Annotated in this window: 21 protein-coding genes; 1 reads left to right on the top strand and 20 read right to left on the bottom strand. The window is 32.1% G+C overall.

Going from position 1 to position 21,814, the window contains the following annotated elements; genetic code table 11:
• Window positions 1-24: 24 nt before the first annotated feature.
• The 18 genes from era to lepA form a co-directional block, all read right to left on the bottom strand.
• The gene (era, locus tag IDG63_RS04065; RefSeq protein WP_000134765.1) at window positions 25-924 is read right to left on the bottom strand and encodes a GTPase Era; all 900 of its coding nucleotides are present in this window, start codon (window positions 922-924) and stop codon (window positions 25-27) included.
• Window positions 925-1,329, bottom strand: a complete 405-nt coding sequence (cdd, locus tag IDG63_RS04060) for a cytidine deaminase (RefSeq protein WP_000121869.1) — start codon at window positions 1,327-1,329, stop codon at window positions 925-927.
• Window positions 1,330-1,339: 10 nt separating this feature from the next.
• The gene (locus IDG63_RS04055) at window positions 1,340-1,684 is read right to left on the bottom strand and encodes a diacylglycerol kinase family protein (protein WP_000819532.1); all 345 of its coding nucleotides are present in this window, start codon (window positions 1,682-1,684) and stop codon (window positions 1,340-1,342) included.
• Between the two features lie 2 nt (window positions 1,685-1,686).
• Window positions 1,687-2,154 carry an rRNA maturation RNase YbeY gene (ybeY, locus tag IDG63_RS04050; RefSeq protein ID WP_000494134.1) on the bottom strand — a complete coding sequence of 156 codons (468 nt, stop codon included), beginning with the start codon at window positions 2,152-2,154 and terminating at the stop codon, window positions 1,687-1,689.
• On the bottom strand, window positions 2,155-3,102 hold the full coding sequence (locus IDG63_RS04045) for a PhoH family protein (RefSeq protein WP_001117767.1): 948 nt from the start codon (window positions 3,100-3,102) through the stop codon (window positions 2,155-2,157).
• A 302-nt stretch (window positions 3,103-3,404) separates the two neighbouring features.
• The gene (locus IDG63_RS04040) at window positions 3,405-4,103 is read right to left on the bottom strand and encodes an SPOR domain-containing protein (protein ID WP_000110603.1); all 699 of its coding nucleotides are present in this window, start codon (window positions 4,101-4,103) and stop codon (window positions 3,405-3,407) included.
• A 16-nt stretch (window positions 4,104-4,119) separates the two neighbouring features.
• Window positions 4,120-5,109 carry a flotillin-like protein FloA gene (gene floA / locus IDG63_RS04035; protein ID WP_000492114.1) on the bottom strand — a complete coding sequence of 330 codons (990 nt, stop codon included), beginning with the start codon at window positions 5,107-5,109 and terminating at the stop codon, window positions 4,120-4,122.
• Between the two features lie 17 nt (window positions 5,110-5,126).
• Window positions 5,127-5,810 carry an NfeD family protein gene (locus tag IDG63_RS04030; protein ID WP_001802667.1) on the bottom strand — a complete coding sequence of 228 codons (684 nt, stop codon included), beginning with the start codon at window positions 5,808-5,810 and terminating at the stop codon, window positions 5,127-5,129.
• Window positions 5,811-6,053: 243 nt separating this feature from the next.
• On the bottom strand, window positions 6,054-6,230 hold the full coding sequence (gene rpsU, locus IDG63_RS04025) for a 30S ribosomal protein S21 (protein WP_000048060.1): 177 nt from the start codon (window positions 6,228-6,230) through the stop codon (window positions 6,054-6,056).
• Window positions 6,231-6,522: 292 nt separating this feature from the next.
• Entirely contained in the window at window positions 6,523-7,869 is a 1,347-nt protein-coding gene (mtaB, locus tag IDG63_RS04020) for a tRNA (N(6)-L-threonylcarbamoyladenosine(37)-C(2))-methylthiotransferase MtaB (protein ID WP_000108667.1), read from the bottom strand.
• 6 nt (window positions 7,870-7,875) lie between these two features.
• Complete coding sequence (locus tag IDG63_RS04015) at window positions 7,876-8,628, bottom strand: 16S rRNA (uracil(1498)-N(3))-methyltransferase (RefSeq protein WP_001190127.1); 753 nt, start codon at window positions 8,626-8,628, stop codon at window positions 7,876-7,878.
• Between the two features lies 1 nt (window position 8,629).
• Window positions 8,630-9,568, bottom strand: coding sequence for a 50S ribosomal protein L11 methyltransferase (gene prmA / locus IDG63_RS04010; RefSeq protein ID WP_001104611.1), 939 nt, complete (start codon window positions 9,566-9,568; stop codon window positions 8,630-8,632).
• Window positions 9,569-9,571: 3 nt separating this feature from the next.
• The gene (gene dnaJ, locus IDG63_RS04005) at window positions 9,572-10,711 is read right to left on the bottom strand and encodes a molecular chaperone DnaJ (RefSeq protein WP_001119021.1); all 1,140 of its coding nucleotides are present in this window, start codon (window positions 10,709-10,711) and stop codon (window positions 9,572-9,574) included.
• Window positions 10,712-10,846: 135 nt separating this feature from the next.
• Window positions 10,847-12,679: a molecular chaperone DnaK gene (gene dnaK / locus IDG63_RS04000; protein ID WP_000034716.1), complete on the bottom strand. Its 1,833-nt coding sequence runs from the start codon at window positions 12,677-12,679 to the stop codon at window positions 10,847-10,849.
• A gap of 68 nt (window positions 12,680-12,747) precedes the next feature.
• Complete coding sequence (gene grpE / locus IDG63_RS03995) at window positions 12,748-13,374, bottom strand: nucleotide exchange factor GrpE (protein WP_000182211.1); 627 nt, start codon at window positions 13,372-13,374, stop codon at window positions 12,748-12,750.
• 31 nt (window positions 13,375-13,405) lie between these two features.
• A complete protein-coding gene (gene hrcA, locus IDG63_RS03990; protein WP_000627145.1) occupies window positions 13,406-14,383 on the bottom strand; it encodes a heat-inducible transcriptional repressor HrcA in 978 nt (325 codons plus the stop codon).
• Between the two features lie 100 nt (window positions 14,384-14,483).
• On the bottom strand, window positions 14,484-15,608 hold the full coding sequence (hemW, locus tag IDG63_RS03985; RefSeq protein ID WP_031835025.1) for a radical SAM family heme chaperone HemW: 1,125 nt from the start codon (window positions 15,606-15,608) through the stop codon (window positions 14,484-14,486).
• Between the two features lie 505 nt (window positions 15,609-16,113).
• A complete protein-coding gene (gene lepA / locus IDG63_RS03980; RefSeq protein ID WP_000368338.1) occupies window positions 16,114-17,937 on the bottom strand; it encodes a translation elongation factor 4 in 1,824 nt (607 codons plus the stop codon).
• Between the two features lie 345 nt (window positions 17,938-18,282).
• Between lepA and rpsT the strand changes: the two genes are divergently transcribed.
• Window positions 18,283-18,534, top strand: a complete 252-nt coding sequence (gene rpsT / locus IDG63_RS03975; RefSeq protein WP_001274017.1) for a 30S ribosomal protein S20 — start codon at window positions 18,283-18,285, stop codon at window positions 18,532-18,534.
• A 44-nt stretch (window positions 18,535-18,578) separates the two neighbouring features.
• Here rpsT and holA read toward each other — a convergent pair whose 3' ends face one another.
• Window positions 18,579-19,553: a DNA polymerase III subunit delta gene (holA, locus tag IDG63_RS03970; RefSeq protein WP_001282562.1), complete on the bottom strand. Its 975-nt coding sequence runs from the start codon at window positions 19,551-19,553 to the stop codon at window positions 18,579-18,581.
• A gap of 56 nt (window positions 19,554-19,609) precedes the next feature.
• A complete protein-coding gene (locus IDG63_RS03965) occupies window positions 19,610-21,811 on the bottom strand; it encodes a DNA internalization-related competence protein ComEC/Rec2 (protein WP_001641560.1) in 2,202 nt (733 codons plus the stop codon).
• Between the last annotated feature and the right edge of the window lie 3 nt (window positions 21,812-21,814).

Here is a 21,814-nt window from a genome sequence, read left to right as displayed (position 1 = left end):
CAATTATCTTCACCACTTTTAAGATTAATCTTGGTCTTCAACATAACCAATTTGGCGAATAAAGTTAACTTTGTTTCGCCAGTCTCTTTGAACTTTGACCCATAATTCTAAGTAAACTTTAGAGCCTAGAAGCATTTCTATATCACGTCTCGCACGTTTCCCTACTTCTTTTAACTTTTTACCGCCTTTTCCAATGACAATTCCTTTTTGCGAATCTCTTTCAACATATATAGTTGCTTCGATATGAACTCGATCTTCGCTTTCTTTAACCATACGGTCCACATTAACACCAATCGCATGAGGGATTTCTTCACTTGTAAGATGAAGGATTTTTTCACGAATGATTTCACCCACTACAAATTGTTCAGGATGGTCTGAAATTTGATCATCTGGATAATATTTAGGTCCTTCGGGTAAATACGTCTTTAATACATCAATAAAATGATCTACATTTAGCCCTTCTAATGCTGAAATAGGTACAATCTCTGTAAAGTCCATATAACTTTGATATTCTTCAATCTTTGGCATTAATTCATCTGGATGCACTAAATCTATTTTATTTAATACTAAAAATACTGGTGTCTTAACATTTTTCAACATTTCTATAATATATTCATCGCCTCGTCCAATTTCCTCATTGGCATTAACCATAAACATGATTGCATCTATCTCAGATAATGTATTTTTAGCGACTTTCATCATATAGTCACCTAATTTGTGTTTAGGTTTATGAATACCTGGCGTATCAATGAATATAATTTGCGCATCATCTCTTGTCATTACACCTTGAATTTTATTTCTAGTTGTTTGAGCTTTATCGGACATGATTGCTATTTTATGGCCAATCACTCTATTAACAAATGTTGACTTCCCTACATTTGGTCTACCTATAATTGAAACAAATCCTGATTTATGTTCTGTCATTTATTCTAAATCCTTTCCTGAAAATCCAAATGGTAGTAACTCTGCGACTGTCATCATAACCATATCTCCTTTATGATTTGTCATATACACAGGCATATCATCATCACATAATTCCTTCAAAACTTGACGACATGCACCACAAGGTGATGACGGTTTATCTGCATCTACGGTTACAGTTATTGATTCAAAATCACCTGGTCTGTATCCTTGAGAAATTGCCGATACCAAACTAGCTCGTTCAGCACATATCGATAATGGATAAGAAGCATTTTCTACATTGGTACCATAAAAAGTTCTACCGTCTTTTGCTTTTAAATAAGCCCCTACTTTAAAATGACTGTATGGCGAATATGATTCTTGTTGTGCTTTTCTAACTTCTTGAAAATAATGAGGTTGATAACTCATATATGCCTCCCTAAAATAACGCTATAAAATGTGGTAAAAATACTATTAAACCTATAATAAATGCTAATATTGAAACTATAAGTACACTAAAAGCCGCAATATCTTTAGCGTATTTAGCTAAATCATGATATTCAACGGTCACTAAATCGACAACATATTCAATAGCAGTGTTTAAAGCTTCAACAGTGAGAACTAATGCAATAGCAATGAGTATAAATATCCACTCAATCCGATTAATATTTAGTACGAGACCAAAGACAATAGCAACAATCATTGCAAACACATGTAAAAGAAATTTATAGTCTTTTTGAATTAAGATTTTCAGCCCATCAAGTGCATATTTAAACCTTTTCATAATTAGTCTCGTGTTAATCCATATGCGTTTAATATTGTATCTTGTCGACCAAACATTTCCTTTTCATCCGCTTCAGTCATATGATCATAACCTAATAGATGCAAAAATCCATGTAATGCTAAAAATCCTAATTCTCGTTCAAAAGAATGTCCGTAATTGTTTGCTTGTTCTTGCGCTACATCCGTACAGATAATTATATCCCCTAAAACACGTGGTATATCAAGACCACTAAAATCAATCTCTGGCTCATCTTCTTCTAAAGCAAATGAGATTACATCTGTAACTTTATCTTTATCTCTATATGTTCGATTAATTTCTTGTATTTCTTGTTTATCTACAAATGTAACAGAAAGCTCAGCATCGTCTTCTATATGCTCTTCTTTTTTAGCAAATTCTAATAAATCTTCAATTTGTTTATACCAAGCATCTTTAACTAAGCCTGTGTGATCGCTAAAATCTATCGTAAACATTTAATTCTCTCCTTCATAATGTTCAATGATCTTACTTACCAATGGATGTCTTACTACATCGCTCTGATCTAATTTCAATATACTTATACCTTTAACGTTGTGTAACCTACTGACCGCTTCCTTAAGTCCACTTTTAACACCTTTAGGTAAATCGATTTGAGTTTGGTCACCAGTAACTACCATTTTTGAGCCAAAACCTAGTCTTGTTAAAAACATTTTCATTTGCGCATGTGTCGTATTCTGCGCCTCATCAAGAATTACAAATGCATCTTCTAATGTTCGTCCGCGCATATATGCAAGTGGCGCTATTTCGATAATGCCTCTTTCAATAAATCGCTCTGTTTGTTCACGCCCAAGAACAGTATATAGACCATCATATAAAGGTCTTAAATATGGATCTACCTTTTCTTTCAAATCTCCTGGTAAAAATCCAAGTGACTCTCCTGCTTCAACAGCAGGTCTTGTTAATACAATACGTTTAACAGCACCTTTACGGAGTTGCTTTGCTGCATAAACTACAGCTAAGAATGTCTTACCTGTACCAGCAGGACCTATACCAAATACTAAATCATTATTTTTCATGGCATTAACATATATACGTTGCCCCATCGTTTTCGCACGAATCGTCTTACCAAATGCATCTTTAGTTATCTCTTCATCATATAAATCTAACAGATGTTGAATTGTGTTATTATGCGCCATTTTAATAGCTGCTTCAACATCTTTAATTGTAATATTATTACCTAAATCAATAACCTTCAGCAAATTGATTAATACTGATTCCGCTTTTTCTACGTTTTCTATTTTTGTACCTTTAACGGCAACTTCTTGTCCTCTTGCATGGATGACAACATCGAAACTCTCTTCAATTGCTTTTAAATGTTCATCATTATTTCCAATTAAAGCTTGAGATTGGTTCATATCGTCTATTTGTATAATTCCAGGCATACACGCGCTCCTTTTCATATATCATTTATATTCATTCTATGATGCTTTAATATCTACTTAATTATATCATGCAATTGATTGATTTAAACATCTTTGCATTGACTTACTCATTTTTCTTTAATTTAAAATAATCATTTATACTTTTCACCTTGTCATAAAAGCAGATTCAATTTTAGACTAATCAATTTTTTGTTGTATTTAAATAACTAATATTTCTCGAAAGATTCTCTTTGTTTTTCAATTTTTCTTAACGTAAAAAAACAAGCAACTACCATTACGATAGTGCTTGTTTTCAAAAAATTTTATAATTGTTTTGGTTTAGCTAAAATTTCTGACCATATCATACCATTGATTACTTCATCTTTATCAAATTGGAACGCTGATTTAGTCAAATCTTTTTCGACATTTTGAGAATTAAGCAACTGCTTTAATTTCAAACGTTTTGTACGTTCAGATAAGTATTTATCCTCAATAATATCTCTAGCACGTTTTTCCATTTTAGCAATTTGCTTTTCTTTTTCTCTATCAATGTCAGTACGAATCGTTTTAATATCATCTCTAAGTGATTTTTCTAATTGACGTCTAATTTCGTCAGAATTATCTTGTCTAGAAGGTCTATGTTTCTGTTCCACCGGTTCTGCTTTAGGCACTGTAATTGGTTTCTCTGTCATCGGTTTTGTTTCTTGTTGTTTTTTAGGTGCCATAGGTTCTACAACAGGTTTCGATTTAGGCTCTTCCTTTGGAAGTTCATCGAATAAAGGTGGTAACGTATCATCATATTTTCGTTTCGATGATTTCTTTTCTTCTTCATTTAATTCTTCACTTATTTCTTTAAACGTTCGCTCAATTTCTTCAAAAAAGCCACCTTTTTTTGGTTCATTATCGGTAGATGTTTTTTGAGGTGGCTTTTGATTTTGTCTATCTTTATGACTATTTTCGCGCATAGTAGTAATGATAGAAATGATCACTGATATGACAAAAATTAGAATACCGACACTCATTTAATCACCTCTCGACTTAATGTTCAGGTGACTCATCATCACTTTGATCAGTTCGTTTATTAATTGCATTTCTCATGCCTGTATCAGCTTCGATATTTTTCAAATTATAATAATCTTTAACACTGATATTACCTGAACGTAATGCTTCAGCCATAGCTAATGGTACTTCAGATTCGGCTTCAACTACTTTAGCATGCATTTCTTGTACACGCGCTTTCATTTCTTGCTCAGTTGCTACAGCCATAGCTCTACGTTCTTCAGCTTTTGCTTGTGCAATATTTTTGTCTGCTAATGCTTGTTCAGTTTGTAAGTCTGCACCAATATTTTTACTAATATCAACGTCAGCAATATCAATTGATAAAATTTCAAATGCAGTACCTGAATCTAAACCTTTGCTTAAAACTGTTTTAGAAATATTATCTGGGTTTTCAAGTACTTCTGTATGATGCTTACTAGAACCAATTGTTGAAACGATACCTTCACCAACACGTGCGATGATTGTTTCTTCACCAGCACCACCAACAAGTCGAGCAATATTAGCTCTAACTGTGATACGAGCTTTGGCTTTCACTTCAATACCGTTCATTGCTACACCTGCGATAAATGGTGTTTCAATGACTTTAGGATTAACAGACATTTGAACCGCTTCTAATACGTCACGTCCTGCAAGGTCAATTGCAGCAGCACGTTCGAAAGGAAGATCAATGTCAGCACGTTGTGCAGCAATATTAGCGTCAACAACTCTGTCAACATTTCCTCCTGCTAGATAATGCGATTCTAATTGGTTTGTTGTTAATGCTAGTCCTGCTTTATGCGCTTTAATTAATGGCGCTATAACTTTTCTTGGAGATACACGACGTAAACGCATACCAACCAATGTACCTATACCAACATGAACGCCAGCTGCTAACGCTGAAATCCATAAACCAATGGGTACAAATGAGAATAAAATAAGTAATGCAACTACTATAATAACTGCTATTACGATAAAACTTAAACTAAACATGGTATCGCTCCTTTTAATTAATCTACTTCCCTCACAACTACTCTTGTTCCTTCAACTTCAAGGATTTTTACCGTTTTATTGCGTAAAATAAAGTTGCCATCTGAAACAGCATCAATACGTTCATTTTCACAAAAAATAATCCCTGCAGGTCGAAGATCTGTAACTGTTTGAGCAGTCTTTCCTACGAGGTGCGAGCGGTTATCATGAGAATTGTAACCTGACTCAGAATTAGTTGAATCTTTTAAGATAACTTTATCCAAAAACGGAATCTTTCTGTTGAAAATCTTCACTAATATCACCCATTCTACAATCGTTAAAATCAAGGCAACGATAACATTCGCAAGCATAAATAGCAAATTATCACCGAGCGTTGTTATGCTTATAGTTATCAGTATCATGCCAATAATACCAATTACTGCACCAACTACAAATAATTCAATTACAACTAATATAACGCCAATTGAGAATATTAAGATAGAATGCATATTGACATTTCCTTGGATTAGAAATCCCAAAAATAAAATAAGTAATGATAATGTGGCGATAATACCAGCTGCATTGATTTTTTTAGAGTAAAGTTGATATACAAATCCTAAGAATGTCAAACAGGTTAATATTAACGTAAAAATAGGTTGAACAATTATATTACTAACTTGTTCAACCCAAGTATCTCCAGCCGTTGATTCCAAGATAGTTGTCATTTGTAAAAAATTATTATAACTCACAATTTCACCTCGCCCTCACATTAATTATACATGAAATTGAATATACTTTATAGTTATAAGAACCTATAGAATATCAATTTGATTATTTATAAACTATATAACTTTTTTTAATTAAAAATTGACAACAAAAAAACATCACATATTAGTGTAAGACACTAACTTGTGATGTTTGTTTTATATAATTAATATTCGTGTTGAGGGAGTCAACAGAGGTATTAATTATTTGAATTTACGTTTACGTGCAGCTTCTGATTTCTTTTTACGTTTTACGCTTGGTTTTTCGTAAAATTCACGTTTACGTACTTCTTGGATTGTTCCACTTTTAGAAACTGAACGTTTAAATCTACGTAACGCATCTTCAAGTGATTCATTTTTACGTACTACTGTTTTAGACATCTGTATTTCCCTCCCTCCAAATATCAACGGAACTTTATAGTCAATTGCACAGTAAAACTATGCATTTATAAGTATAATATATCTGTAATTTATGGTCAATTAGTAAATTGTTTTTTATTTGAAACATATTTCACATCAAAATCACAAAGACTTTTAGATTTTGTTCTAAAAATCTCTTAATAATTTATTTAATGAGAAGAGTTGCTTATATAGTAAATTGTGAAGCCGTTAAAACAACGTTACAAAACCTATATCTTTAATACGGAACCTTATGGTATGAATCAAGGAATACTTAAACTAAAACTTCTCTATCAGATTTATTTGTTGCGAAATCAACAACTTTAATTGCTTGCCCTTCATTTAATGGATAATTTGCTTGCGTAATTTTAACTTTTACAATTTGACCTATGAGTGATTCGTCACCTTCAAATTGTACTTTCATATAATTATCTGCATATCCAACTAATGTGCCTTCTGTGTCACCCTGTTCCTCAGGAATTACTTCAAGCACATCTTGATCAAATTTAGACGCATATAACTTTCCGAGTTGATTGCTTAGCGTAATTAACTTATGCACCCGTTCATTTTTAATTTCTTCATCAATTTGGTCATCCATTCTTGCAGCTGGCGTGCCAATTCTAGGAGAATAAGGGAAAACATGCAGTTCAGAGAACTTATGCTTTACGATAAAATCATATGTTTCTTGGAACTCTGCTTCAGTTTCACCTGGGAAACCAACAATTACATCACTCGTAACTGCCAAGTCTGGTAAAGCTTTATGCAATTTTGTTAATCGTTCTGAAAATCTATCCATTGTATACTTACGTCTCATACGTTTTAATACTGTATCTGAACCAGATTGTAATGGAATATGCAAATGACGCACAACTTTTGTTGAACGTTCTAAAACGTCAATTACTTCATCTGTAAGTTGACTTGCTTCAATTGAAGAAATTCGAATTCGTTCTAATCCATTAATCGTTTCAAGATCACGTAATAATTGGGCCAAGTTATAATCTTTTAAATCTTGACCATATCCACCTGTATGAATTCCCGTCAATACAATTTCCTTATATCCTGAATTCACTAGTTGCGTCGCTTGTTCAACTACTTTTTCCGGATCTCTTGAACGCATTAAGCCACGAGCCCATGGAATAATACAGAATGTGCAGAAGTTGTTACAACCTTCTTGAATTTTTAATGACGCACGTGTTCTATCTGTAAAATATGGGACATCTAATTCTTCATATTTACGATTTTTCATGATATTTCCAACACCATTAATTGGTTGGCGTTCTTTACGGAATTCATCAATGTAACCTAATAGTTTATGTCTATCTTGTGTACCAACTACTACATCGACACCAGGAATTTCCATAATTTCAGCTGATGAAGTTTGCGCATAACAACCTGTTACACAGATTACAGCATCAGGATTTTGTCTTATTGCACGTCTAATTATTTGACGACTTTTTTTATCACCCGTATTCGTTACTGTACAAGTATTAATAACAAATACATCAGCATTCGCTTCAAAGTCAACGCGCTCATAGTTTGCTTCTTTAAATAATTGCCAGATTGCTTCAGTTTCATAATGGTTTACTTTACAACCTAATGTGTGAAACGCAACTGTTGACATAAATATTCACCCCATTAATTCTTTTTCATAACTTATTGCACTTAACGCATACAATGGCGCAGTTTCTGCCCGTAAAATTCTCGGCCCAAGACCAACAACTGTACTAGTATTACTAAATAATGAAATTTCATTTTCTGACAAACCACCCTCAGGACCAAAAATCATCAACACTTTATCCTGAGCCTTGAATTGTTGTAAAGTTTGCTTGAAATTGCTTAACTCACCATCTTTTGCTTCCTCTTCATATGCAATAAGAATATAGTCATAATTATCAATAGTATCACAAATTAATTTTAAATTCGACTCGAATTGAATAGATGGAATCACTAAACGATAGCTTTGTTCAGCAGCTTCTTTAATTATTTTTTGCCAACGCTCTATCTTTTTGGCAACTTTTGCCTCGTTTAATTTAACAATTGAACGTTCCATGCTCACAGCTATAAATGATGAAGCACCCAATTCAGTAGCTTTTTGTAGCAACCACTCATATTTGTCAGCTTTGATTAGTCCACTGCAAATCGTAACATCAACTGGCAATTCTGTATTAATATTTTGTTTTTCTTTTAAATCAACTTCAATTTTATCACTTGTTATGTCAGCAATTTCACATAAATAAACTGTTTGATCATTAAAAGTTAAAATAATTTTACTACCAACATCATATCTCATTACATTTGTTATATGATGAATATCTTCTTTTTTTGTAATAAAAAAACGCTGACTTACATCAGCGTTTTGGTCTATGAAATAACGTTGCACATTATTCACTCACTTTCTGGCCAACAAGACAAACCCAACCGTTGTCATGTTGTTCTGAAATAATTTTAAAACCTACACGCTCCATATGTGACTGTATACCTTCATACTTCTCTTTTATAATACCAGAAGTAATAAAATAACCGCCTTCATTTAGAGTATTATAAGCATCTTCAATCATTTCATCAATAATATGCGCTAAAATATTTGCTATTACAATATCAAATTTTTCTGTTTCGTCTTTCAATAAGTTACCTGGAACAGCTTCAATTAACGTTTCACAATGATTTCTTCTGAAGTTTTCTTTAGCTACACTCACTGCCATTTCATCAATATCCAACGCTTTAATACGTTTTACACCGATTAGATGACTTGCAATACTTAATATACCTGAGCCAGTACCAACATCAATTACTGAATGCTGTGGCAATACATATGTTTCTATTGCCTTCAAACACATACTTGTAGTCGGATGATCACCTGTTCCAAAAGCCATACCTGGGTCGAGCTCAATGCAAAGCTCTTCATCCGCTTCTTTAGCATATGTTTCCCAACTAGGAACTATTGTGAACTTCTTCGACGCTCGGAATGGATGGAAATAGTTTTTCCATTCATTTTCCCAATCCGTCTCTGCAATAATTTGCTCACTGAATTGAACGTTATGTTGATCAAGTTCATCTAAATTTAATAACTCATCTTTAATTTGCTGTCGCAACTTATCATCATAAGTCATTTCATTAAAATAGGCTTTCAATCTTACTCCCTTATCTGGATAATCCTCTTTTTTCAAAGCGTAAATTTCACCGTATTTATCTTCTGGTTGGTTAATTAAATCATCTGAATCTTCTATCACGACACCGTTTGAACCATGATTTTCAAGTATATTGGTAGCCAATTCTACTGCTTCATGATTAATAATAATTGAAAGCTCTGTCCAGTTCATACTTTATTCTCCCTTAAAGAATCTTTTTGCTCTATCTTTAAAATTCGAAGGTTGTTCATTAATTTCTTCACCATTTAATTGGGCAAATTCTTTCATTAGTTCTTTTTGTCTATCTGTTAATTTAGTAGGCGTTACTACTTTAATATCAACATATAAATCTCCGTATCCATAGCCATGAACATTTTTTATACCCTTTTCTTTTAAGCGGAATTGCTTACCTGTTTGTGTACCAGCAGGGATTGTTAACATAACTTCATTATTTAATGTTGGTATTTTTATTTCATCGCCTAAAGCTGCTTGTGGGAAGCTAACATTTAATTTGTAATAAATATCATCACCATCACGTTTAAATGTTTCAGATGGTTTAACTCTAAATACTACGTATAAATCACCAGCTGGTCCTCCATTCACGCCTGGAGAGCCTTCACCAGCTAATCTAATTTGTTGTTCATTGTCGACACCTTCAGGTACTTTCACTTCTAATTTAACTGTTTTATTTTCAGTACCTTTTCCGTGACATGTTGGACAAGCTTCTTCAAATTCTTGACCACTTCCATTACATTTAGGACAAACTTGTTCAGTACGAACTCTACCTAAAATTGTATTTTGTTCTACAGCTACATGACCAGCGCCATTACAGTAACTACAAGTCTTTTTACTTGTTCCAGGCTTTGCACCATCACCATGACATGTTTCGCATGTTACATCTTTACGGATTGAAATTTCTTTTGTTGTACCAAATACCGCTTCTTCAAATGTCAATGTCATTGTATACTGAAGATCATCACCTTTTTGCGGTGCATTTGGATCTCTTTGTCTGCCGCCACCGAAGAAAGAGCTAAAGATATCTTCAAAACCGCCGCCACCGAAGCCGCTAAAACCACCAAAGTCAGAGCCATTGAATCCTTGTCCACCAAAACCTTGTGGCCCGTCATGTCCAAATTGATCATAGCTTGCGCGTTTATTATCATCACTTAAAACTTCATAGGCTTCAGAAATTTCTTTAAACTTTTCATCTGCACCTTCTTCTTTGTTAATATCTGGATGATATTTTTTCGAAAGCTTTCGATACGCTTTTTTGATTTCATCTTTTGAAGCATCTTTACTAATGCCTAAAACTTCATAATAGTCTCTTTTGGCCACAGCTATCTCTCCTTTTCTTAATTAACTTATATAGTTTAACGTAATATGTCATACTATCCAAATAAAAAGCCAAAGCCAATGTTCTATTGACTTTGACTTTTCAGATCATGACAACATTATAATTGTATTGTTTAATTATTTTTTGTCGTCGTCTTTTACTTCTTTAAATTCAGCATCTTCTACAGTACTATCGTTGTTTTGACCAGCATTAGCACCTTGTGCTTGTTGTTGCTGTTGAGCCGCTTGCTCATATACTTTTGCTGATAATTCTTGAATCACTTTTTCAAGTTCTTCTTTTTTAGATTTAATATCTTCTATATCTTGACCTTCTAAAGCAGTTTTAAGAGCGTCTTTTTTCTCTTCAGCAGATTTTTTATCTTCTTCACCAATATTTTCGCCTAAATCAGTTAAAGTTTTTTCAACTTGGAATACTAGACTGTCAGCTTCGTTTCTTAAGTCTACTTCTTCACGACGTTTTTTATCTGCTTCAGCGTTAACTTCAGCATCTTTTACCATACGGTCGATTTCTTCGTCTGATAATGAAGAACTTGATTGAATTGTAATTCTTTGTTCTTTATTTGTACCTAAGTCTTTTGCAGTTACATTTACAATACCGTTTTTATCGATATCAAACGTTACTTCAATTTGAGGTTTACCACGTTCAGCTGGTGGAATATCAGTCAATTGGAATCTACCAAGTGTTTTATTATCCGCAGCCATTGGACGTTCACCTTGTAATACGTGTACATCTACTGATGGTTGATTATCTACTGCTGTTGAATAGATTTGAGATTTAGATGTAGGAATCGTAGTGTTACGTTCAATTAACGTATTCATACGTCCACCTAAAATTTCAATACCTAAAGATAGTGGTGTTACGTCTAATAATACTACGTCTTTAACGTCACCTGTGATAACGCCACCTTGGATTGCAGCTCCCATTGCCACTACTTCGTCCGGGTTTACACCTTTGTTAGGTTCTTTACCGATTTCTTTTTTGACAGCTTCTTGTACTGCTGGAATACGAGTTGATCCACCAACTAAGATAACTTCATCGATATCTGAGTTTGTTAAGCCAGCGTCTTTCATTGCTTGGCGTGTAGGTTCCATTGTTCTTCTAATTAATGAATCTGATAATTCTTCAAATTTAGAACGAGTTAAGTTTACTTCTAAGTGTAATGGACCGTTTTCACCAGCTGAGATAAATGGTAATGAGATTTGAGTTTGTGATACACCTGATAAGTCTTTTTTAGCTTTTTCAGCAGCATCTTTCAAACGTTGTAATGCCATTTTATCTTGAGATAAGTCTACGCCATTTTCTTTTTTGAATTCTGCAACTAGGTAGTCAATAATTACTTGGTCAAAATCATCACCGCCAAGTTTGTTGTCACCGGCTGTTGATAGTACTTCGAATACACCGTCACCTAATTCTAGGATAGATACGTCAAATGTACCGCCACCTAAGTCAAAAACAAGAACTTTTTCATCTTTATCAGTTTTGTCTAAACCATATGCTAATGCTGCAGCTGTTGGTTCATTAATGATACGCTCAACTTCTAAACCAGCAATTTTACCAGCATCTTTAGTTGCTTGACGTTCAGCATCGTTAAAGTATGCAGGTACTGTAATTACAGCTTTGTCAACTTTCTCACCTAAATAGCTTTCAGCTGTATTTTTTAAGTTTTGTAAAATCATAGCTGAGATTTCTTGTGGTGTGTATGATTTACCTTCAATATCTACTTTATAATCAGTACCCATATGACGTTTAATAGATTGAACAGTGTTTGGGTTTGTAATAGCTTGACGTTTAGCTACTTCACCAACTTGAGTTTCTCCATTTTTGAAAGCTACAACAGATGGTGTTGTACGTGAACCTTCAGGGTTTTGAATTACTTTTGGCTCATCGCCTTCTAATACTGTTACACATGAATTTGTTGTACCTAAGTCTATACCAATAATTTTACTCATAATAAAATTCCTCCATTTAATCATTAAATTAATTTAATTTTAAACAATGTCTTTTCGCCAAATTTAAGTTATTGGTTTACTTTGACCATTGATGGTCTCAATACTCTATCTTTAAGCTTGTATCCTTTTTGTAGTTCTTGAGTGATTTCGCCAGATTCAAAATCAGGGTTATCATCTTGAACTACAGCTTGGTGAATATTTGGATCAAATGCTTCACCTTCAGTTTTAATAACTTCAAGACCATTATCTTTTAGTGCGTTAATCAAACTTTCATGCACCATTTGTACACCTTTTTGAAGAGATTTAAAAGTCTCATCATCACCTTCAATTTGAAGTGCACGTTCTATATTGTCTATTGCTGGTAAAATATCTGTTAACACACGTTGTGCTTGATATGTTTTATTTATTTCATTTTCTTTTTGAATTCTACGCTTATAATTTTCAAACTCAGCGTAGAGCCTTAAATATTTCTCTTCGTTTTCATCTGCTAATTGTTGAAGTTCATTAATTTTTTGATCTTTTGGATCTATTTCTTCAATAACATTCTCGTCAGACGTTTCTTCTATTGCTTCATCTTGTAAATGACCTTTACTTTCTTCAGCTTGTTCAACTGAATCATCAATATTTTGTTTGATGTTTGTTTCTTCAACTGTTGATTCAGTGTTTTTTTCAACTGATTCGTCTTTATTTGTCATTTTCTGTCCTCCAATACTTTCTAATCCATCATTACCAAATTCTATTTAATAATTGAATGACATTTTGATAATGCATAGCTGTAGGTCCAATCACAGCGATTTGACCTTTTAACGTTTCATCAAAATGATATTGACTAGTTACAATTGAAATATCACTTAAGCTGTCATCAATTTCATTACCAATTTTTACATTAATATTTGGTGAAGATATATTTTGTAATAATTCTGCAATTCTATTTGATTCTATATATTGTAGAATGGGCTGAATTGAAGATACATTACTTTCATTCAATGCATCAATAAGTTTAACCTTTCCACCCATATAAATGCTATTACTTTGATTAGAAATATGATTATTCATCGTATTTATCAATTTATTGATAAATATTTCTTCCTGCTCTGATTGAACAAAAGAGACAATATCATCTTGTAAATTCTGATTAAACTCAGTTAGTTTGTTAGTAACAAAATTTGATATTGTATTTAGTTTATCATTACTAAACGGTATGTCTGAAGCAAGATGTACATGCTCAACATGACCTGATGAAAATACGATAACCATTATAACTAAATTAGGATTAGCACGAATCAAATGTACATTATTGATAATATCTTGTTTATGATTAGGATGAACAACTAAAGTTGTATATTGAGATATATTTGATAATTCATCTGCAAAATATGTCAATGCTGATGATACATCATATTGATTCTCAACTAACAATTGATTTAATCGTCTTAATTTATTTGTTTTTTGATGAGATGTTTGTTCAAGTAAACGATTGACATAATACCTAAAACCTAATTGTGATGGCGAACGCCCTGAAGAACTATGTGTCTTTTCGATATAGTTTAAATCTTCAAGCTGTTTCATCTCATTTCTAATTGTAGCAGGACTAACATTCAAGTTATGTCGCTCAATTAGTGTTTTAGAACCAACGGGTTGTCCAAAATCAACATAATCCTCAACAATTGCGTTTAATATACTCAATTGCCTATCTGTAATCATGTTTTCACCTCATTAGCACTCACTTATCTCAAGTGCTAATTATAATTTATCAAATTGGTCAAAGTAAGTCAATGTTAAAGACTCGAAATTTCAATTTTTTTTAATCATTTATTAGGAAAGCTTCAAAAACCTCATTACCTATGACTTTCCCTCGATTTGTAAGTGCAATCGCATCGTTCTTTTCTACAATTAATTCCTTCTCTTTTAAATTATTTATTGTTTGACCAAAGACACTTTCAATAGATTGGTCAAACTTCTTTTTGAACCTACTACTACTCACACCTTCATTTAAACGCAACCCAAGAAACATTTCTTCTTCCATTCTCTCAGTCAAAGAAGGTTTATTTGATACTAAAATTGCTTTACTTTCTTTATTTATAGCTTTGATATAATGATTCACTGGATTGATATTCGTATAACGCACACCATCTACATAACCACTTGCACCTGCTCCAAATCCATAATATTCCTCATTAAACCAGTAAACTTTATTATGTTCTGATTCATGGCTATCTAATGCAAAATTAGATATTTCGTATTGATGGAAAGGAGATTGTTCTATCTTAGACATCAGCAACTGATACATGTCAGCACCTAAATCCTCATTAGGAAGTTTGAGCAAGCCTTTTCTATACATATTATAAAATTGGGTTTTAGGTTCAAGTATTAAGCCGTAACTCGAAATATGTTGAATATCCATATCTAAAGCTAGATCTAAACTTTGTTCAAAATCTTCAATCGTCTGTTTCGGTAAATGATACATTAAATCTAAACTGATTGATTTAATACCTGCGTTTTTAGCATTTAACACCGAAGTGTAAATATCTTCAGTATTGTGCGTTCTACCTAAAACAGACAATAACTCCGATTTGAATGTTTGAACGCCCATTGAAATTCTATTTACTCCATATTTCTCTAATAGTTGGACTTTCTCTTTAGTTAACTCATCAGGATTTGCTTCAAATGTATACTCGCCTGTGATTGTAAACGTATCACTTATTGCTTTAAGTAATCTTTCCAACTGATTAATAGAAAGGGCCGTTGGTGTGCCGCCACCTACATACATGGTCTTTAAGTTCCTATATTTTGCTGTAGACATTTCTGTTATTAGTGCATCTAAGTACTCATCTACAGGTTGATTCTGTATAAAATATTTATTGAAATCACAATATGTACATATTCTTACACAAAATGGAATATGTATATATGCACTTTGTACCGTCATTTTAATGCCCCGCTTCTCAGACTGTTTATCCAATCGGCTACATCCTGTTGGACTATCTGCTGTTATTCTTACTTTTAACTTTAACGTTTAATCAATGGTTGTCTAATATATCGATTCATTTTGATATTTATTCTTGTTTAGAGGGAGTGAGATAGAAATAATAAAGAACCACTAATGATTTATTATGTAGTGGCTCTTACACATTAGCCAGATGTAATATGTCCTTAAAAATAAAATTACATGAGTAAAACTCATGCATAAGGGAGTGGGACAGAAATGATATTTTCGCAAAATTTATTTCGTCGTCCCACCCCAACTTGCATTGTCTGTAGAATTTCTTTTCGAAATTCTCTGTGTTGGGGCCCCATTGTTATAAGCTCATTTTAACTCTGTCGATGACTGCCAATATAACATTGTAAAGCCCAGGACGTTAATTTATCCTAGGCTCCCTCTTTTTAGTTATTAAACTTTATTCATTGTAAATTGTAGATTGATTTTCAAAAAATTATTCGTCATCCATTTTCAATACAGCCAAGAAAGCATCTTGTGGAATTTCAACATTACCAACTGCTTTCATCTTAGCTTTACCTGCTTTTTGTTTTTCAAGTAATTTACGTTTACGGCTTATGTCACCGCCATAACATTTAGCTAAAACGTTTTTACCCATTGATTTAATATTTGTACGCGCTACAATTTTTTGTCCTATTGCAGCCTGTACAGGTACTTCAAATTGCTGTCTTGGAATTAACGTTTTAAGTTTTTCAACTAATGCTTTACCACGTTCATATGCAAAATCTCTATGAACTATGAAGCTTAGAGCATCCACTTTATCACCGTTTAATAAAATATCCATCTTCACTAAATTACTTTCTTTATTTTCGATGAACTCATAATCAAATGATGCATATCCTTTGGTATTAGATTTAAGTTGATCGAAGAAATCAAATACAACTTCAGCTAAAGGTAATTCATAAACAATATTTACACGAATATCATCTAAATAGTCCATATTTATAAATTGTCCACGTTTACGTTGACATAATTCCATTACTGCACCTACATAGTCATTTGGAACCATCATAGTTGCACGAACATATGGCTCAAATATTTTATCAATTTTATCACGATCTGGCATTTGTGCTGGGTTATCAACCGTCACTTCTGAACCGTCCCTTAAAATACATTGATAAATTACAGATGGTGCTGTTGCAATTAATTCAATGCCAAATTCTCTTTCAATTCTTTCTTGAATTATTTCCATGTGTAACATACCTAAGAAACCAGTTCTATAACCAAAACCTAATGCTTGTGATGATTCAGGCTCGAATTCTAATGATGCATCATTCAATTGTAATTTTTCTAATGCTTCTCTTAAATCATTATAATTTTTGTTATCTATTGGGAACAGTCCGCAATATACCATTGGATTCATTTTCTTATAACCTTGCAATGGTTCTGATGCAGGTCTACTAGCTAATGTGATGGTGTCACCAACCCTAGAATCATCAACATTTTTAATACTTGCAATAATATAACCAACATCACCAACTGTTAATTCATCAACTGGAAGCTGCTTAGGTGTATTAATTCCAACTTCTGTTACTTCGAACTCTTTACCAGTGGCCATCATTCGAATTTTATCTCCAGCTTTAACAACACCGTCTACAATTCTTATCGATGAAATTACCCCTCTATATGGATCATACTCAGAATCAAATATTAATGCTTTTAGTGGTGCTTCTGGGTCACCATCTGGAGCTGGCACAACTTCAACTATTTTCTCTAGTATCTCTTCAATTCCAATGTTAGATTTAGCACTTGCTAAAACAACATCGTCTTGGTCTAAACCTATCATATCTTCAATTTCTTGTTTCACGCGTTCAGGTTCTGCAGCAGGTAAATCAATTTTGTTAATAACAGGCAATAACTCTAACTCATTATCTAATGCCAAATAAACATTTGCTAATGTTTGTGCTTCGATACCTTGAGCCGCATCTACTACTAAAATCGCACCCTCACAAGCTGCCAAAGAACGTGACACTTCATATGTAAAATCGACGTGTCCAGGCGTATCGATTAAATGGAATGTATAAGTATTTCCATCTTTAGCTTCGTACTTTAAACGTACTGCGTTTAATTTGATTGTAATACCACGTTCTCTTTCTAAATCCATTGAATCTAGTAACTGATCTTGCATATCTCTTGTTTCAACTGATTTGGTATTTTCTAAAATTCTATCAGCCAATGTAGATTTTCCGTGGTCAATATGTGCTATAATCGAGAAATTCCTTATATTCTCTCTTCTTTTTAAGCGTTGCTCATTATCCATTTTATCCTTCTCACTTTCATAAAATAAACCCGTATTATCTTTCGCATCTTTGATATAATAACGTTTTTAATAGGTAAATGCAAACGCCATAATCTTGGATGAACTTTGAAATTATAACAATCTTTATTTAAATACATACTTGCGATATGTTAATATGTTAATTACGTACTTATAATTATAAAACGTATTGATTGTGTTTCCAACACAATTTATTAAATCTGCAAAATTTTAAGCTAACCCCATCAAATAAATGATTGCACAACGGTTAGACTTTTGTTAAAATATTTCTTGTTGTAATCAAATAAAATTTTGATAAGATGAACTCACTTTTAGGAGGTGACAGAAATGGCAAATATCAAATCTGCAATTAAACGTGTAAAAACAACTGAAAAAGCTGAAGCACGCAACATTTCACAAAAGAGTGCAATGCGTACAGCAGTTAAAAACGCTAAAACAGCTGTTTCAAATAACGCTGATAATAAAAATGAATTAGTAAGCTTAGCAGTTAAGTTAGTAGACAAAGCTGCTCAAAGTAATTTAATACATTCAAACAAAGCTGACCGTATTAAATCACAATTAATGACTGCAAATAAATAATCTTTTTAAATAAAAGTTCAAGCGCATGCTTGAACTTTTATTTTTTATAAAGATAGAATGAATAATTCCAGTATTAACTGTTTATCCATATATGATGATTTAAGTTTATAATCAGTTTCCGCACAAGCATCTATAATATTCAATAATTCATCAAGTTGATAATGTCTTACTTGTCCTAACGCTAATTTTACTCTGTATGGATGTACTCCTATTGTTTTAGCAATTTGCTGTCCACTATATCCTTTTTGACTCAGAATCTTACATTGATAAAATAATCGGTAATTACTTGTAATTAGTGCAAGTAATTTAATTGGTTCTTCTTTCATAGTTATTAAATCTTTTACTAAATGAATTGCTTGTTCTTTCTTTCTTTTCTGAATGTATTCAGTCAGTAAAAATACATTTTGCTCTAAACTTCTATTAATAATTTGGTTAACATCCTGCTTATTAATTGTTGGTCTATCGCCTAAAAATAAAATCAACTTTTCTATCTCTTGTGAGACAATATTAAAGTTAATACCTGTCAACTCAATAAATAAATCTAATGCATCTCTTTTGATATCTTTGAAATTCTCATTTAATTTACTTTGAATCCATTTTTTTATTTCTTCTTCAGACATTTGCTCTATTTTTTTAAGCCTTGCATGCTTTTTTAGAGTTTTAGTTAACTTTTTTCTTTCATCAAGTTTATTTTGATATATCTCAAAGACAATCAAATTTTCGCCATCATATTTTTCAATAAATTCTATTAATTGATCTACATTATGAGCCATATCTTTTGGCGCTTTTTCACCTGTAAATATATATGCATTTTTAACCAAAATTGCTTTTTTATCTGAAAAGAAAGGCAATGTTAATGTTTCTTCAACAATTGGTGCAATCTCTGTTTCGTATAAATTATATTTCACAAAGTTAAAGTCATCTCTATCACTTTTCAAAAATTGTGATATGATTTCTGCACTTTGTTTTTCAACCAATTCAGGCACATCTCCATAAATAGCTACAATATTGTCGCTCATTCATTACACCCTTTCATTCGTTTGACACATCAATAGATTATATCATGTTTCTGTATCTATAAACCACTTGCATTTCCATAAGAGTTTGAATCAACTTTTAAATTATCATCTAAGTCAATTGTAACTTGACCGTTTTGTTGACTATTGTAAATGCGACTGCGAATCCTTTGCAATCGTTTAACAACTTCTATATTAGGAAGATGATACATATTGTTCTTCCCAGAAGAAATCAAACTTATTTTAGGCTTAATCATCTCTATAAATTCTTTAGAACTACTTGTCTTGCTCCCATGATGTCCTACTTTTAAAATATCAATCTCCGGCAAGTTATATTTTTTTAGTAGTAAAGATTCATTATTTTTACTAGCATCGCCCATTAATAAAACTTTTTTATTTTGATATGTAATCATAGTAATAATAGAATATTCATTTTTATCTCGGCTATTTGGAATAAAACTATCAAAAAATAGAAAACTACTATCTCCAAGTTTAAAACTACTAACTTGTCTTACATCCATAAGTTTAATGTTATACTTATGGCTTAATTTCGATAATAACATCAATGTATTACTACTATATCCCTTATTGTATATCACTATATGTTTAATTTTAATATGACTAATAATATATTCCACTTCACCAATATGGTCATTGTGTGGATGTGTTAAAATTAGATACTCTAATTCATTTATCCCTCTTTCATTTAGCGTTGGTAAAATATGATATTTAGAAATTGAATAACTAGGTTGTTTAGTATCATCAATCACTTTCCCACCTGTATCAATCAAGACATTTTGGTTCTTACCACCTTCATATAAAATACTGTCTCCCTGCCCCACATTTAACATTGTAATTTTGTGATGTGAATTTGTTGGAAACGTTATTAATAATGTCAGAATAATTATAGTCCAAACCGTAACCAATATATATTTACGTTTAGCCAATAACCAAAATATGTAATAAACAGAAATTATAAATATTATAAATATCCAATCATTAAACTTGGGAACAGAAAAATGTGATTGCTTGATTCTTGTGAATAGGTCTAGTAACCAGTCATGAAAATTAAAACTTAGGTCAACCAAGTAATTTAGCGGCGTTAATCCCACAATAAAATGACTTGTAATAAAGAATAAAATAGATAGCGGAAACAATATAATCGAATAGTACGGTACAAAAATCAAATTAGATAAAAATCCCACCCATTGAAGTTGATGAAAGTTTGGAATGGCAACGATAAATGAAGCTAATTGTGCAATAAACGTAATTATGAATAATGATTGTAACTTTGACAATTGCTGTAAAAAAGGAAAAAGTAGCATAATAAAAAATGAAATGATGAATGAAAATTGAAATCCAATATCATAAACAACTAGTGGATTTAAAATAAACATAATTATAAATGCAAATGCTAATAGCTGAATACCCTTTATTTTAATTTGCTTAGTAATAAGCAGTACAAGAGTTGTCATTATTATAGCTCTTACAGCACTAGGTGCATAATTTGTGTATTGAGCAAATAAAGCTAATACAATGATTGTAATTCCTTTAATGACAAATAAAGGTAAATTTAATCGTTTTAAAGGTTTGTAAATTAAGAATACAATTGCAGCTATATGCGAGCCACTAACTGCCAGCAAATGATATATACCTATCTCTTTAACACGTTCCTTAAATTGCTCATTAATTTCTTTTACGTCACCAGTAATCAATGCCATAATACGATCCGGAAACTTAATACCCGAATCATAAATTCGATTCATTATAAACTGTTTATGTTTCTCAATTAAATTAGACCGGTTCGATTCTAGGCAGCTTTGTACAACTATACTTTGTAATTTAAGAGTTACAAACTTATTGTCATTAACTTTGAATTGTCCTTTAACAATACAATTACGACTTTCAATTTTCTTTAAATCAAAATTCTTTTTATTTGTTAAAAAGAAAGGATATATTTCATTTTTTAAACTCAACCTACCTTTATATGTGTCACTACCTTGACGTTGAATTTGGATTACTTGAGCACGCTCATTAAACTGAGAATTACGTTCAATATAATTGATATAATTAAATATTGCTTGTTGTGAATAATGTAAATACCATGAGGAGAAAATGATTAAAAAGAGAGAAATAGGGGCATAAACGATTTTATTTTTACGATAAGTAATATACAAAAGTAAAATGAAAAGAAATGTAGAGAGCACTTTGCTAGAATTCCAAAGCACTCCTACAATCATTGATAACGCGACATACAGCAAAAC

This window comes from Staphylococcus sp. EG-SA-14 (assembly GCF_017151935.1).
In the GTDB taxonomy this organism is placed as follows: Bacteria; Bacillota; Bacilli; order Staphylococcales; family Staphylococcaceae; genus Staphylococcus; species Staphylococcus aureus.
The sequence above is the reverse complement of the archived record's forward strand: the minus strand, read 5'-3'. Positions and strand labels throughout refer to the sequence as shown.

Bases quoted from the DNA above. Each gene is read 5' to 3' on its own strand.
- era (WP_000134765.1), bottom strand. From the start codon at position 924: ATGACAGAACATAAATCAGGATTTGTTTCAATTATAGGTAGACCAAAT.
- cdd (WP_000121869.1), bottom strand. From the start codon at position 1,329: ATGAGTTATCAACCTCATTATTTTCAAGAAGTTAGAAAAGCACAACAA.
- IDG63_RS04055 (WP_000819532.1), bottom strand. From the start codon at position 1,684: ATGAAAAGGTTTAAATATGCACTTGATGGGCTGAAAATCTTAATTCAA.
- ybeY (WP_000494134.1), bottom strand. From the start codon at position 2,154: ATGTTTACGATAGATTTTAGCGATCACACAGGCTTAGTTAAAGATGCT.
- IDG63_RS04045 (WP_001117767.1), bottom strand. From the start codon at position 3,102: ATGCCTGGAATTATACAAATAGACGATATGAACCAATCTCAAGCTTTA.
- IDG63_RS04040 (WP_000110603.1), bottom strand. From the start codon at position 4,103: ATGAGTGTCGGTATTCTAATTTTTGTCATATCAGTGATCATTTCTATC.
- floA (WP_000492114.1), bottom strand. From the start codon at position 5,109: ATGTTTAGTTTAAGTTTTATCGTAATAGCAGTTATTATAGTAGTTGCA.
- IDG63_RS04030 (WP_001802667.1), bottom strand. From the start codon at position 5,810: ATGACAACTATCTTGGAATCAACGGCTGGAGATACTTGGGTTGAACAA.
- rpsU (WP_000048060.1), bottom strand. From the start codon at position 6,230: ATGTCTAAAACAGTAGTACGTAAAAATGAATCACTTGAAGATGCGTTA.
- mtaB (WP_000108667.1), bottom strand. From the start codon at position 7,869: ATGTCAACAGTTGCGTTTCACACATTAGGTTGTAAAGTAAACCATTAT.
- prmA (WP_001104611.1), bottom strand. From the start codon at position 9,568: ATGAACTGGACAGAGCTTTCAATTATTATTAATCATGAAGCAGTAGAA.
- dnaK (WP_000034716.1), bottom strand. From the start codon at position 12,679: ATGAGTAAAATTATTGGTATAGACTTAGGTACAACAAATTCATGTGTA.
- grpE (WP_000182211.1), bottom strand. From the start codon at position 13,374: ATGACAAATAAAGACGAATCAGTTGAAAAAAACACTGAATCAACAGTT.
- hrcA (WP_000627145.1), bottom strand. From the start codon at position 14,383: ATGATTACAGATAGGCAATTGAGTATATTAAACGCAATTGTTGAGGAT.
- hemW (WP_031835025.1), bottom strand. From the start codon at position 15,608: ATGACGGTACAAAGTGCATATATACATATTCCATTTTGTGTAAGAATA.
- lepA (WP_000368338.1), bottom strand. From the start codon at position 17,937: ATGGATAATGAGCAACGCTTAAAAAGAAGAGAGAATATAAGGAATTTC.
- rpsT (WP_001274017.1), top strand. From the start codon at position 18,283: ATGGCAAATATCAAATCTGCAATTAAACGTGTAAAAACAACTGAAAAA.
- holA (WP_001282562.1), bottom strand. From the start codon at position 19,553: ATGAGCGACAATATTGTAGCTATTTATGGAGATGTGCCTGAATTGGTT.